At 60.6% G+C, this 13702-nt stretch carries 11 protein-coding genes; 2 read left to right on the top strand and 9 right to left on the bottom strand.

What is annotated here, in order from left to right; genetic code table 11:
* Positions 1-4: 4 nt before the first annotated feature.
* The 8 genes from X773_RS50305 to X773_RS50270 form a co-directional block, all read right to left on the bottom strand.
* A complete protein-coding gene (locus X773_RS50305) occupies positions 5-484 on the bottom strand; it encodes a class I SAM-dependent methyltransferase (protein WP_023675968.1) in 480 nt (159 codons plus the stop codon).
* 207 nt (positions 485-691) lie between these two features.
* Complete coding sequence (locus tag X773_RS50300) at positions 692-1873, bottom strand: ABC transporter permease (protein WP_031211575.1); 1182 nt, start codon at positions 1871-1873, stop codon at positions 692-694.
* Positions 1870-2868: an ABC transporter permease gene (locus tag X773_RS50295; protein ID WP_023675966.1), complete on the bottom strand. Its 999-nt coding sequence runs from the start codon at positions 2866-2868 to the stop codon at positions 1870-1872. The genes X773_RS50300 and X773_RS50295 overlap by 4 nt, the downstream gene beginning before the upstream one ends.
* A gap of 2 nt (positions 2869-2870) precedes the next feature.
* Positions 2871-4769, bottom strand: coding sequence for an ABC transporter substrate-binding protein (locus tag X773_RS50290; RefSeq protein ID WP_023675965.1), 1899 nt, complete (start codon positions 4767-4769; stop codon positions 2871-2873).
* On the bottom strand, positions 4766-6661 hold the full coding sequence (locus tag X773_RS50285; RefSeq protein WP_023675964.1) for an ABC transporter ATP-binding protein: 1896 nt from the start codon (positions 6659-6661) through the stop codon (positions 4766-4768). Before X773_RS50285 ends, X773_RS50290 begins: the two co-directional genes overlap by 4 nt.
* Positions 6662-6810: 149 nt before the next feature.
* Positions 6811-8151, bottom strand: a complete 1341-nt coding sequence (locus tag X773_RS50280; protein WP_023675963.1) for an adenylate/guanylate cyclase domain-containing protein — start codon at positions 8149-8151, stop codon at positions 6811-6813.
* A gap of 45 nt (positions 8152-8196) precedes the next feature.
* Positions 8197-9540 (bottom strand): nucleotide sugar dehydrogenase, encoded by a 1344-nt coding sequence (locus X773_RS50275; protein ID WP_031211573.1) that lies wholly within the window; start codon positions 9538-9540, stop codon positions 8197-8199.
* A 105-nt stretch (positions 9541-9645) separates the two neighbouring features.
* The gene (locus X773_RS50270; protein WP_023675961.1) at positions 9646-10806 is read right to left on the bottom strand and encodes a DUF3095 domain-containing protein; all 1161 of its coding nucleotides are present in this window, start codon (positions 10804-10806) and stop codon (positions 9646-9648) included.
* Between the two features lie 92 nt (positions 10807-10898).
* Here X773_RS50270 and X773_RS50265 point away from each other — a divergent pair, with 92 nt between their 5' ends.
* Together X773_RS50265 and X773_RS50260 are read left to right on the top strand one after the other, a co-directional pair.
* A complete protein-coding gene (locus X773_RS50265; RefSeq protein WP_023675960.1) occupies positions 10899-11984 on the top strand; it encodes a glycosyltransferase family 4 protein in 1086 nt (361 codons plus the stop codon).
* Positions 11984-12808: a polysaccharide deacetylase family protein gene (locus X773_RS50260; RefSeq protein ID WP_023675959.1), complete on the top strand. Its 825-nt coding sequence runs from the start codon at positions 11984-11986 to the stop codon at positions 12806-12808. The genes X773_RS50265 and X773_RS50260 overlap by 1 nt, the downstream gene beginning before the upstream one ends.
* Before the next feature lies 1 nt (position 12809).
* On the opposite strand, the gene X773_RS50255 is transcribed toward X773_RS50260, so the two are convergent.
* The gene (locus tag X773_RS50255) at positions 12810-13664 is read right to left on the bottom strand and encodes an MBL fold metallo-hydrolase (RefSeq protein WP_023675958.1); all 855 of its coding nucleotides are present in this window, start codon (positions 13662-13664) and stop codon (positions 12810-12812) included.
* Between the last annotated feature and the right edge of the window lie 38 nt (positions 13665-13702).

Genomic DNA, 13702 nt, shown 5'->3' with positions numbered 1-13702 from the left:
CCCCTCACACGCGCCTACAGATAAAATAACGATCGGCGGGAACCGAAGGTGGCGGCGGGAGGCGTTGCAACTGCGGGTGATCTAGCGGCGTGCCGCTGACCGCGATGCCGCCGACGCGAAGCAGGCGCGCGGTCAGATCGGGAAGCCAGGTAGAGGTCACTGCATCGCAATCTTCATAGCCGGTGCCGATGTCGGCATGAACAAGAGCGGCGTCGATGCCAATGAACCTGCTCGCCGTCTCGCGTATTTCGCCGAGCACGAGGTTTTCAGCTTCGGGAATTGAGCTGGCGTGTGCGGCAAGTGCGCGGTCGAACGCTACGATCCGGCGTCCGGGCAGGCGCTCGCGCAGATGGTGGAACGTCCGGCCATTGCCGAGGCCGAGCTCGAGCACAGGCCCCTCCATCTTCGCCACCTCGGCGCAGACATGATCAAGTATGTCGCGCTGTGCGGTCATCCTCCGGATGAAACTGTCAAGGCGACTCATGTGCGATTGTATGTCCAGAACCAGTTCACGAAATCAACTGCCCCCGACCAGAGCGTTTCGCGGCTGAAACCCGAGGCCGACGTGTTAAGCCCCGATCGAGTCTTGCCGCGTGTAGAGGCGGACGATGAACACTGCAACAAGCGAACAGTTGCCGACAAGGATCATACGGGTGGAGTCGGCGGCACTGCGCGCGGCGGAATAGCGCTGTCACTTGTAGGGGTCCGCGGCGTCCCGCAACCCGTCGCCGAGGAAGTTGAACGCCAAGATGACGAGAACGACGGGGAGCATCGGCAAAAGCAGCCATGGATAGAACGCGATCACGCTGACGCTGCGCGCCTCGGTGAGCAGGATGCCCCAGCTGGTTATCGGCGCCCTCAGGCCGAGCCCGAGGAAGCTCAGCGCCGTCTCGCCCAGGATCATGCCGGGTATGGAGATCGTCGCCGTCGCGATCAGATGCGACATGAAGCCGGGAATGAGATGCCGCCCGATGATGCGGCTGCTTCTGGCGCCCATCAATTGCGCGGCCAGAACGTAATCCTCCTCGCGCAAGGCTAGAAGCTTTGAACGCACGGCCCGCGCCAGTCCGGTCCAGTCGAGCAGCCCGAGGATGACGGTGATGCCGAAATAGATCAGGATCGGACTCCAGGTTATCGGCATGATCGCCGCCAGAGCCAGCCATAGCGGAATGCTGGGGATCGATTGCAGAACTTCGATTATCCGTTGGACGATCAGGTCGAAGATACCGCCGTGATAGCCGGCCAGTCCGCCGATGACAATGCCGAGCAGGAAGCTGAAACTGATGCCGACGAGGCCGATTGTCAGTGAAATGCGTGCGCCATAGATGATGCGCGAGAGCACATCGCGCCCCAGCCTGTCAGTGCCGGCCAGAAAGAGCTGGCCGTTTTCGGCGGGGCAGACAAAATGCCTGTCACCTTCGATAAGGCCCCAGAACCGGTAACTGTCGCCCTTGCAGAAGAAACGGATCCGCTGAACATCATCCTGTTTCTCGACGTAGTTCCGCTTGAGCGTGTCCATATCCAGCGTCATCTGGCGGCCATAGACGAACGGCCCGACGAACTGGCCGTTGTGGAACAGGTGCACTCGCTGCGGCGGCGAATAGATGTAGTCCATGTTGCGCGTGTGCAGATCGTAGGGCGCCAGGAACTCGCAGATCAGTATCCCGAAATAGAGCGCTGCCAGGAATATGCCGGATACAAGGGCAAGCCGGTGCCGACGGAATTTCCACCACATCAGCCGCAGCTGCGACGCCTGAAAGACCTTCGACTGCTCCGGCGTCATCGCCTCGACCGACTCCAGGTCAAAGGGCGCAATGGAAACGTAGTGTTGCAGCGGGGCGCCCGGAGCGGGCAGCGGCGATTGCGTGTTCATTTGGTGCTGCCGCCTTGCAAACGAATTCGCGGATCAAGTAGCGCCAGCGCCAAGTCGGAAATCAGGACGCCGATGACCGTCAGGAAGGCGAGGAACATCAGGAACGACCCTGCCAGATACATGTCCTGGCTTTGCAGCGCCTTGATCAGCATCGGCCCGGTCGTCTCCAAAGACAGCACGATTGCCGTGATTTCGGCGCCGGAGATGATGGCCGGCAGGATAGAGCCGATATCTGAAATGAAGAAATTGAGCGCCATGCGCAGCGGATATTTGACCAGCGCCCTGAAGGGATGAAGGCCTTTGGCGTGCGCGGTCACGACATATTGCTTATGTAGCTCATCGAGCAGATTGGCGCGCAGCCGCCGGATCATGCTTGCCGTGCCCCCGGTGCCGATGATCAAGACCGGAATCCAGAGATGGGCGAGGATCGATTTCGCCTTGGCCCAGCTCATCGGCTCGCCGAGATATTGCTGGTCCATGAGATGGCCGATAGACGTGCCGAACCAGATGTTGGCGAAATACATCAGGATCAGCGCCAGCATGAAGTTCGGAATCGCAAGGCCGAGAAGGCCGAAGAAAGTCAGGCCGTAGTCGCCCCAGCTGTATTGATGCGTGGCGGAGTACATGCCGATCGGAAAGGCGATGAGCCAGGTAAAGATGATCGTGACGAAGGAAACCAGCACCGTCAGCCACATTCGGTCCCCGACGACGTCGCGAACCGGCAGCTCATATTCGAAGGAATAGCCGAAATCGCCGTGCAGCATCCCGCCGACCCAGTAGAAGTAGCGAATGACCGGTGGCTTGTCGAAACCATATTCCTTGCGCATCATCTCGATGCGATCGGAATCCACCGCTTCGCCTTGAGCCCGAAGCTCGGCAACATAGCTGTCGAAATAGTCGCCTGGAGGAAGTTCGATGATCGTGAACACCAGTGCCGATATGACCAGCAGCGTTGGAACCATCACGGCGATACGCCAGACAAAATATCGAAGCACGCTCAGGACTCTCCAAGCCAGAATGTATCCGGCATATAGACACCGAAATAGGCGGTCGGGTCGTAGCCGTAGAGCGCCTTGTCAGGCAGATTGCGCAGCCGCGAGGATGCCAGAATCGGCTGATGCGTTCCGTTTACCGTGCCGATCGAAAACACCTGATCGGTATAGATCGACAGCATTGAATTCCAGATCTCGGCGCGCTCCGTGGCTTCGGTCGATGCGTTCCAGCGCTTGAGTAAAGCCATCAACTCGACCACGGGCGGAAGATCGGGCGCTTCGCCGACCTTGCCACGGGACAAGTAGTGAGCACCCCAGAGCGGCCATTGCAGCTGGTCATCGACGGTGGGGGCGAGTTGGTAGGGGTTCATGTCGGCGGTCGGCACGCCATTGTCGATGCCCGACCACATCGACATCATGATCTGGCCACCAAGCGCGCGGCTGCGGAAGATGTCGCGCTGCGAAGTCCGGATGAACAGGGCGATGCCGATCTTGCGCCAGTGATCGGTGATGAGCTCGAGCGCGTCGGTTTCCAGCGTGCTTTCGCCGGCCGTTTCCACTACGAGCTGCGCCGGGCGTCCGTCGGGGAGTATCCGCAGGCCGTCATCGTCACGCGCCTGAAGCCCGACCTCGTCGAGCAGGGCATTGGCCTGGTCGGGATCATGGGCGACCCAGGCTTTCGCGAATTCCGGCCGGTAGAGCGGGCTCTCCGGCAGGACCGTATCGGCACTTTCCTGCGCCAATCCGTAGAACACAGCCAAATTGATCTCGCGCCTGTCCACAGCGAGCGAAAGTGCGCGGCGCACGCGCACGTCACGAAAAAGGCCACGCCACACCTGGTCGGCACAATTCAGATTGGGCAGCAGCGCCAGCCGCGAACCTTGTGTGCGTTTCCAGAGATGCATCTTCACCGGGTAGCGCTTCTCCGCATCCTTCAGGAAGGAGTAATCGGTGAAGTCAATTCCCATGCCTTGCAGGTCGCTCTCGCCCGCACCGGTCTTGGCGGAAATGATCGCCGACGAGCTGACATTCATGACAATCCGGTCGACATAAGGCAGTTGCCGGCCATTCTCGTCTATTCGATGAAAGAACGGGTTCCGCTCGAAGACGAACTGCTCAGCCGGCGGCTTGGTCCGGTTCTGCCAGGGATCGAGCGTCGGCAGTTCCGGGTTCTCCGGGCGATACTGCCGCGACATGCGGATATGCAAGAGCGTCCATTTCTGGGCCCGGTTCTCCTTCATTAGGCCGGCGAGCCGGAATGGATCTTGGTATTTCTTGTGGAACTGCTTGAGATAGGCGGCCGGCAGAACAAGCGATAGGGGCGAAGCAGCGGCGAGCTTGGGCAGGAAGTCGGGATTGGGCGCATCCCAACTATAGCGGACCGTCAACGGATCGACGATCTCGAAGCGTGGCGGCTTGCCGTCCGCCAGCAGGGCCGGGGCGAGCCCGCCTTGCGAAAGCTCATCGTTCAGCCAGACATCTTCCCAGCAATAGCGAAAATCCTCCGACGTCAGCAGGCTACCGTCAGACCATTTATGTCCTTCTCGTATCTTGAAAGTGAAGACACGATCATCCGCTACATCGAAACTTTCGAGAATGTCGGCTTGCAGGTTAAGCTTTTCGTCATAGCCGACCAGGCGAGCGTACCCGTAGATTGTCATCATCCGGATGTCTTTCTGGCTGCCGATGATCGTGCGCAGCGTGCCGCCATATTGGCCGGGCTGCCGGCCCATCGCGGCGAGATTCAACGCGCGAGGGCGCTTGGGCAGGCGTTCGGCGAGTGCCGGCAGCGCTCTGGCCTTCAGCTGCGGCTCAAGAAATTCCGGCTCCAGGTCGCCGGCGCGCAACGTGCCCGGCAGAAATGCCGAAGCCATGAGTCCAAGGACGGTGCGCCGGCTGATCAATGGCGTAGCTCGCTGAAATCGGCCGAACGTCGGGCCAGCACGAGGTGGCCGCCGCCAAGATCGAGCGGCGACAGCATATCCTCGTCGCCCTCGTCGCGGAATTGCGGTCCCCATGCGCTGGTGTCGGAAGCGCCGCTGAGTTTCAGCGTCTTGAAATCCATCGGCCTGTCGAGATCGGGGAAAGGTACTGCGGCGACCAATGAGCGCGTGTAGGGGTGGACCGGTTTCCTAAGCAGAATTTCGCGCGGCGCGAGCTCGACGATACGCCCGCCGCACATCACCGCGATACGGTCTGCCATGTAGTCCACCACCGCGAGGTTGTGGGATATGAACAGGTAGGTCAGGCCCAGTTCCTTCTGCAGGTCCTTCAGAAGGTTCAGGATCTGCGCCTGGACAGAGACATCGAGTGCCGAAACCGGCTCGTCGCAGATCAGGAGTTCAGGCCCCAGCGCCAACGCGCGCGCGATGCCGATACGCTGACGCTGCCCGCCGGAGAAACTATGCGGATAACGCTTTATGAAGCGCGGGTCGAGCCCGATTGCCTGCATCAGGCTCTTGACCGTGGCGAGTCGGGACGCGGCACTGCCACGTCGATGGATTTCCAGCGGCTCGCTCAAAATGTTCTCCACCGTCATGCGGGGTGAAAGCGACGAAACCGGATCCTGGAATACCATCTGGATTTTCGCGCGCAGCATGCGCAGGGCGTCTCCCTCGGCTTCCAAGACGTCGATCGGACCATCGCGGCCATTGAAGATCACAGAGCCGCCGGTAGGGGTGACAGCCCGCATGAGGATCTTGCTGACGGTGGTTTTGCCGGAGCCGCTTTCGCCGACAAGACCCAGGCACTCACCCCGCCTGATATCAAAGCTCACGCCGTCCACGGCGCGAACAGAGGTTTGATGATCTCCGCCGAACCATCCGGACTTGCGGATCGTGAAGGTCTTTGTCAGATCCCTGACCGACAGCAGGATGTCGTCCGGCCCCTTCGATGCCGGCGCCGTCTGCTTGCCGAGCAGGTTCCCGACATTCACCGGCACCTCGCGGAGCGCCTTTAGCCTTTCGCCGGGCTTCAGGTCGAAATGCGGAACGGCTGCCATCAGGCCCTTCAGGTAAGGGTGGCCCGGCCGGCGGAATATCGCCTCCACAGGTCCCGCTTCCATGATCTCGCCATGGTACATGACCACCACCTCGTCGGCGACGTTGGCGACTACGCCAAGGTCGTGCGTGATCAGCAGCATCGCCATGTTCAGCTTCGTCTGAAGCTCGCGCAGCAATTGCAGGATTTGCGCCTGGATGGTGACGTCCAACGCCGTCGTCGGCTCGTCGGCGATCAACAGCGCGGGCCGGCAGATAAGCGCCATGGCGATCATGGCGCGTTGACGCAATCCTCCCGAAAGTTCAAAGGGATACATGTCATAGGCGCGCTTGGGGTTGGGAAAGCCGACAAGTCCGAGCATTTCCTTGGTCCGCGCCTTGCGCTCCACCCAAGCCATGGGCGTATGAATCTGCAGGGATTCGCTCACCTGATTGCCGATCGTATGCAGCGGCGACAGTGATGTCATCGGCTCCTGAAATATTTTGCCTATGCGGCTGCCTCTCAACGCCCGGATTTCGGGTCCGTCACGCGGCATCTGCAGGATATCCTGCGTCGTGCCGGGCTTTTCAGGATCGGAAAACAGGATACGCCCGCGAACATGGGCTGTGTTCGGCAAAATGCCCATCACTGCCTGGCTAAGAACCGATTTTCCGGAACCGGACTCGCCCACAAGCGCAGTAACCTTGCCGGGCAGGACGCGAAGATTTGCACGCCTGACGGCATGCAACGGTCCCCCTATAATGGCAAAAGAGATGCCAACATCCTCGATCCGCAGCAGATCAACGCCCAAATTCATTCTCACACCAGCCCCCACTCTGGCAGGTCCAGAAGGCGAGACTAGCGCATTGCCAGCCTAGAGCAACTTGGATTCGAACAGTCCCCAGTTCCCTGGCGGAACCGGCGACCGGACTGCATACCAAACGCGTTCGGATCAGATCGTGGCGGTTACTGGAGCTTCCTCGGGTCGCCCGCGGACGGCCGCGCGGCATTGCGATGAAGCAGCATGACCTGCTCGGCGTCCGATATTCGGTCGTAAATCGGCTCCAGCGCACCGTCTTCGTCGAGCGAGAGAGCACCCGACAAATCGGGTGAAAGCACCGTTAGCTTCTGCCTGATGCCCGCCAGTTCCTCCATGCCGAGCGCCAGCCAGTTGTTGGCGCCGCAATAGCCGGCGAAGTCTTTGCTGGCGAGAACGCTGTGCGGATATTTCTTGGTCAGGGTCTGGAGGCGCTGGACCTCGTTTACAGCCGAACCGAAGACAGAGAATGTGAGCCGGTCGGTAAGCCCGACATTGCCGAACATCACATTGCCGACATGCAGGCCGATACCATAGTTTATGTCGCTCAATCCCTGCTGCTTTCTGCGCAGATTGAGATCCATCATGCGCGCGGTGGCCTTGTGCGCTGCTGCAAGAGCAGCCTGGCAGGCGATCTCGGACTGTGAACGGTGCCTTGCGCAAGGGTAGACGGCAATGAAGCCATCACCTATGAAACTCATGATCTGCCCGCCCTTGCGATTGAAAGGTGCAGCAGCGGCGTCGAAAAACTGGTTCAGCGTATCGATATAGACTTCGCGGCCGGAGGTTTCGGCAAGTCTTGACGACCCGCGCATGTCGCCCATGACCAGTGCCGCCCGGATTGTATCACCCTCGCCGCGCTTGATCTGGCCGTCGAGCACGCGCCTGCCGGCGTCGCCGCCGAGATAAGTGGTCATCATGTTGTCGGCAAGCTTGGTGAGCACCGCCATCTTGGTTGCGATAGCGAGATGGTTCTGGATGCGCAGCAGCGCCGAAATCATGCTGTCGCTGAAGCCTGCAGCACTGTCGGTGGACCAAGACCCGATCATGCCCTGACTGGTGTTGCCGCTGAAGGGATGGACGAAAGCCATGTAATCGGTGACGCCCATCAGCTTGAGGTCATCGAAAACAGGAAATTCCGACGGCACCGACGGGTCGAGCCGGCGCCGCAGATGGTCGAGCTTGTGGCTGAGCAGATGGTAGTATGGGCTGGTCAGGAATCTGTCGGAATGAACGCCGTTCTCCTTGCGGAAGCCTTCCACTTCCAGGCCCTGGCCGCGGAGCCAGGTGAAGCCGAGCGCGTCATAAAGCGGATGAAGCATCGAAAAGCTCAAATGCACCCGCTTCAACGGCAGGCCGGCAGCAGCCAGCCGTTCACAAAAGCCCCTTACCAATGTTTCCAGGTCGTCGCCCGCCAACGCCGATTGGGTCAGCCAATCGGCAACCTTATCCATGAGAATGGCAGAAATTTCTGCTTGCGCTGTGCTCATGCTATCTCGAAATCTCCTTGCACAAATTCGCCGGCTCGGACGCCGTCAGGCCTTCACCACCGCCTCTCGGGCTAGCCCGAGGCGGCCAAAAATATTGCGTGTGTCGACGATCAGTAGAGCGTGATCCGCGATCGCCTGATAGTCGATCGCGTCGTGGTCGGTCGCAACGACGACAGCGTCGAAATCCTTCAAGGCCACCTCGGTCAATTCGACCGAGCGACGCCCCTTGATCGCCATATGCTCCCGTGTGCCCGGGATTTCGGCAACATGCGGATCGTGGAATTCCGCCTTGCCGCCCCATTCCTCGATGAGTTCAATGAGCCGCAATGAGGGGCTTTCGCGGATGTCGGGCACATTCTTCTTATAGGCGAGCCCGATGATGAGAATGCGCGAGCGGCTGAGCGCCTTGCCGCAGCGCCGGTCCAGCGCCTTCGCCAGTTCATCGACCACATGACGCGGCATGGCCGTGTTGATCTCTGCCGCCAGCTCGATGAAGCGGGTCGGCAGTTCGTATTCGCGAGCCTTCCACGTCAGGTAGAAGGGATCGATCGGAACGCAGTGCCCACCAAGTCCAGGGCCAGGATAGAAAGGCATGTAGCCGAAGGGCTTGGTCTTTGCCGCCTCGATCACCTCCCAGATGTCGATTCCCATCGCCCCGAGCACGACCTTCAACTCGTTGACGAGGGCTATGTTGACCGAGCGGAAGATGTTTTCCGTCAGCTTGACCGCCTCGGCGGTCGCCGTGGTGGAAACTGGAACGACGGTCTTGACCACGCCCTGGTAGAAAGCCTGCACGAGCGTTGCCGCTTCAATGCCGTCCCCTGCCACGACCTTGGGGATTGTCGCGACCTCAAAGCTGCGGTTGCCGGGATCCTCGCGTTCGGGCGAGAAGCCGAGGAAGAAGTCTGTCCTCGACTGCAAGCCGGTTTTTTCCAGGATGGGCTTGATCACGTCGTCGGTGGTGCCGGGATAGGTGGTCGATTCCAGCACGATCAGCTGGCCGAGACGCAGATGCTTCGCGATGTTGCCTGCCGTGTTCCTGACAAAGGAGAGATCCGGCTCGCGGTGTTTCGTCAGTGGCGTCGGAACGCAGATGATGATGACATCGCAGACGGCCAGTTCGGCAAAATCCGCAGTGGCGCGGAACCGTCCGCTTGCCACCTGGCCGGCAAGGGCTGTCGACGTCACCGCCTCGATGTAGGATTGGCCGTTGTTCAGGCTCTCGACCTTCTGGCCTTCGATGTCGAAGCCGGAAACCGGGAAGCCGGCGCGAGCGATCGCGACCGCCAGCGGCAACCCGACATAGCCCAGTCCGATCACGCCGACTTGCGCGGCGCGCGTCGAAATCCGGTTCAGAAGACGGTCATATGTCGATCGTGAGGCGTCCAAAAATCTGCTTCCCGTCAATTCGGACAGGCCGTCCGCTTCCATGGTGAGGCTCACCGCTCCCAAGAACCCCGAGGCATATTGCGGAAAATCGATGTCCGCAAGCCGTCAGATCGGCACCTTCGCCTTCAGGCTTGCGGCAGCCATCGCATAGCCGCCGGCGGCGCCATCGATGAAATGAACGTGATCGCGCTGCAGCGGCGATGCGACGAGGCATGTCATCAAGGCCGATTTCTGGCGGTGCAGGCCATAGTTGCAGATGCCCGCCTCTTCCGCCTGTTTCAGCCGGTTCTCGATCCGTTGCAACACATCCGCGTCAACGTCGATGGTCATCTTCAAGCCATCGTCGAACTTCCGGAAATCCGAATTGCTGGCCACTTCGCGTTTGTAGATCTTCGGATCGAATCTGCCGATCGTCCAGCCAAATCTATCCGCAACAGCCGTAAGCGTCATCAGGAACACTATCCACAGCTTCGACAGCCACCGCCGTCCTGCCGGCGCCGTGGCCCGCGCCTCGACATCGAGGCCGGCGGGCAGCAAACTATAGTCCGGCCCGTTCACCGGCACCGGGTGGCCATCGCGTTCCTGCCTGCCGGCAAGGGCGATGATGTCGGAAACCAGAAACTGAAAACCGCGCAAGTCGCGCGACGCCCCCGGTATGGCTATGATCGAGACGATTTCGCCATGCCGGGCTTCGATCGGGTTCCAGCGGCACGAGAGGCCAGTCAGATCCGGTCGCGTGCCGGCCGGCGCAGGATCGATGCGGTAGCGCCCCGCTTTCATCTCGGCTTCCGCCCAACTGCCGCCACCTCCGGCGAACATGGCATAGAAGACCGCATCAGAGGCCTGGAACCTCGCCACGCGAACATCGAGGCCTTGCGCTCTTATATCCTTTATCGGCACGATTGCGGCACGCAAGGTCAGATCCAGTTCGTCCGCCACCCATCTCTGGACAGCCGCCAGCGCGTTACGGGTGATCTCCAGCGCCGAGCCAGGAAACGCCACGAGCGCGCCGTCGCCGCCGAAGACAAAGGGAAGATCTTGCCTACCCAGCGCATTGAGCAGCGCCGAAATGACGCTGGCACCGGCCATATTGACGGTTTTATAGCGCCCCGCCTCGATCGCCTTGGTCGAGCCGACGATGTCTGCGGTGGCCAGCGCCCAGCCATCGGGGAGAGGCCGATAGTTATCGATATCGGCAACGCTTTCAAACTTTGCGAAGACCGGCAGAGAAGCAACAAACGGATCGGACGCGGCAGCTGTTTCCATGAGCATCAGATAGCACATTCCAGTGCTTGAGGGTGAAGTCGATCATGCTTCGAAATTGACTTGCGCAGGCTTTCCGATGATAGGGTCCGGGGATGCGAATTGCCTTCTATGCGCCGCTGAAGTCGCCCAATCATCCCGTTGCCTCCGGCGACCGCCAGATGGCACGGATGCTGGTCAAGGCGCTGGAGCATGGAGGACATAGCGTCGAACTGGCATCCGAATTGCGCTTCTATCTACGCGAACCGGATTCGAAAAGTTTCGATGCGCTCAAGATCGAGGCCCGGGAGGAAGCCGCGCGGCTGGCAAGGCTTTGGGATCGTGACGGCAAGCCCGATCTGTGGTTCACCTATCATCCCTATTACAAGGCGCCCGACCTGATCGGGCCCGAACTGGCGTTGGCCTTTGGTGTCCCCTATGTGACAGCGGAAGCCTCCTATTCGAGGCGGCGCAACACCGGTTTGTGGGCCGATACGCAAGCGTTGGTGGCGCGAGCCGTCGAACAGGCGGCGCTGAACATCTGCTTCACGCAAAGGGATCGTCAGGGACTGGCAGATGCGGTACCCGACGCCGCTTTCGGCATGCTTTCGCCCTTCATCGACACATCGCTATTCCGGGAAACGCCGGCACGCGGTTGTCCGACGCGCCTCGTTACCGTCGCCATGATGCGCCCGGGCGACAAAGTCGAAAGCTATCGCATGCTGGCGCAGGCGCTCGGTTCGATCGGTCACCTGCCCTGGACCATGTCGGTCGTCGGGGACGGACCTGCCCGCGAGGAGATCAAAGCGCAATTCGCCGGCTTGCCCGCCGAGCGTATCGAATGGCTTGGCGCGATTGAGCCAGCCGCCGTGCCGGATGTCCTCTACAGTGGGGGAATTTACGTCTGGCCGGGTTTCGGCGAGGCCTATGGCGTTGCCTATCTTGAAGCACAGGCCGCCGGCCTTCCGGTTGTGGCTCAGGACGTCGCCGGCGTGCCGGAGGTCGTCCGGAATGGCCAGGCCGGGTTTCTCACCCCGCCGGACGATGTGGCGGCGTTCGCTTCTGCCATTGAAAGGCTTCTGGCCCGTAACGACGAAAGATCCATCATGGCCGCAGAAGCCAGACGTTTCATCCTCGAAGAACGTTCTCTCGGTGCTGCAGCGGCGCGTCTGGCCGAACTTCTTGCGAAGATCCCGGTCTGATGACATCCGATCAAATCTGGCAACCCTTGGTGGAGGAACTGGCGAGCCGGCAACGGGCGGACCGTAAGGCAGAGTTCTGGCTGCGCGACGATGACGCCGTGGATCCGACGCCTGCGCTTGATCGGTTGCTCGACCTCACCGGTGAATTCGCGGTTCCGGTGACTCTGGCCGTCATTCCCGCCCTGACTGACGAGAAGCTTGTCGTTCGGCTTGACGAGGCGCCGCATGCCACGGTCGCCATCCATGGCTGGGCGCACCGAAATCATGCGCCCGAGGGCCAGAAGAAGCAGGAGCTCGGCGCGCATCGGCCACGCGAGGCGGTGCTCGATGATCTGGCTCGCGGGCTGGCGCACGTAACCGGCCTGCACGGCGCACGTGCCGTTCCGATGCTGGTGCCACCCTGGAACAGGATCGACGCCGGCTTGGTATCCGACCTTGGATCGATAGGATTTTCGGCATTGTCGGTCTATGGGCCGCCAAGGCCGGCTTCACTTGCGGTCATCAACAGCAATGTCGACATCATGGATTGGCATGGCACGCGCGGCTGCCGCGATCATGGCCTATTGGTTCAGACTATCATCGCGCAATTGCAGCATGCATTCGATGGGGGCGAACCGGTGGGCCTGCTCACCCACCATCTCGTACATGATGAATCGGCCTGGCTCTTCCTCGAACGGCTGTTCACAGTCACCGCACAGACTGAAGCCTGCGCATGGCTTCCGATCAGGACATTGATCGGGCGCAGCGCCGGTAGAACAATTCCAGGAAAGTATGAACGGTTTCCGTCCGGAATTGCGTCAAAACAAAGAGATAGAGGAAAATAGCTCAGCGCCTTTTGCGCAATGAGACTGGAAGTTTGAGCGTCTGGCCATCCCGCGCGGCAAAAGCGCCGGTAAACCTGTCCTTGGCCAGCTTCTGGATCTTGTCCAGTTCCTTGTCGGTGCGTGTCGGATCGTGGTGAAACAGCGCAAGCCTCCGCGCACCGGCCGCCTCACAGAGCTTGACGCCCTGTTGCCAAGTCGAGTGCCCGTAACCGCGGCGGCGTTCCATTTCCTCCTCGGTGTAGGTGCAATCGTAAATGACGAGGTCGGCATCTTCGATCAGGCCGAGCACCGCCTGATCGAGTTTGTCCGGCTCGTGCTCAGTGTCTGTGATCACCGCCACGACGCCGCCGCCCCATTCGACCCGGTAGCCTATGCAGCCGCCCGGATGCATAAGACTGCCGGTTCGGACCACCACCCCTTCGCGCGGGTGAAGCACGTCTCCAGATACGAAATCGCGATAGTCGAGGCTTGCCTTGCAGGCCTCCAGTTTCACCGGAAACCACGGCGGCCGCATGAACTCATCGACCATCTGCCGGGTCGTCATGTGTCCTGCAAGATGCCCGGACCAAAGCGTAACCTTGGCGCCCCGGTCATAGATCGGCGCAAAAGACGGCAGCCCGATGATGTGATCGTAATGGCAATGGGTGAAAAGCAGGTCGAAATCGGTCACGCCCAACGCCTGAAGCGCCGCGCCGGCAGGCCGTAGGCCAGAGCCTGCGTCGAACAGAAGCGTATGCTTACCGCATCGCATCTCGACGCAGATTGAGTTGCCACCATAGCGAGAGAATTCTGGCCCTGATACCGAAATGCTGCCGCGGACACCCCAAAACCTGACCAGGAAAACGTTGTCGTCCATGCTACCCCTTCGCCCATCATATCCAAACAACTGCTGCT

It is taken from the genome of Mesorhizobium sp. LSJC280B00 (assembly GCF_000502835.1).
Classification (GTDB): domain Bacteria; phylum Pseudomonadota; class Alphaproteobacteria; order Rhizobiales; family Rhizobiaceae; genus Mesorhizobium.
This window is presented reverse-complemented; position numbering and strand designations above follow the sequence as displayed.

What these genes read in the sequence shown, in the direction of transcription:
- X773_RS50305 (WP_023675968.1), bottom strand. Translation starts at nt 484, where the DNA reads ATGAGTCGCCTTGACAGTTTCATCCGGAGGATGACCGCACAGCGCGAC.
- X773_RS50300 (WP_031211575.1), bottom strand. Translation starts at nt 1,873, where the DNA reads ATGAACACGCAATCGCCGCTGCCCGCTCCGGGCGCCCCGCTGCAACAC.
- X773_RS50285 (WP_023675964.1), bottom strand. Translation starts at nt 6,661, where the DNA reads ATGAATTTGGGCGTTGATCTGCTGCGGATCGAGGATGTTGGCATCTCT.
- X773_RS50280 (WP_023675963.1), bottom strand. Translation starts at nt 8,151, where the DNA reads ATGAGCACAGCGCAAGCAGAAATTTCTGCCATTCTCATGGATAAGGTT.
- X773_RS50270 (WP_023675961.1), bottom strand. Translation starts at nt 10,806, where the DNA reads ATGGAAACAGCTGCCGCGTCCGATCCGTTTGTTGCTTCTCTGCCGGTC.
- X773_RS50265 (WP_023675960.1), top strand. Translation starts at nt 10,899, where the DNA reads ATGCGAATTGCCTTCTATGCGCCGCTGAAGTCGCCCAATCATCCCGTT.
- X773_RS50260 (WP_023675959.1), top strand. Translation starts at nt 11,984, where the DNA reads ATGACATCCGATCAAATCTGGCAACCCTTGGTGGAGGAACTGGCGAGC.
- X773_RS50255 (WP_023675958.1), bottom strand. Translation starts at nt 13,664, where the DNA reads ATGGACGACAACGTTTTCCTGGTCAGGTTTTGGGGTGTCCGCGGCAGC.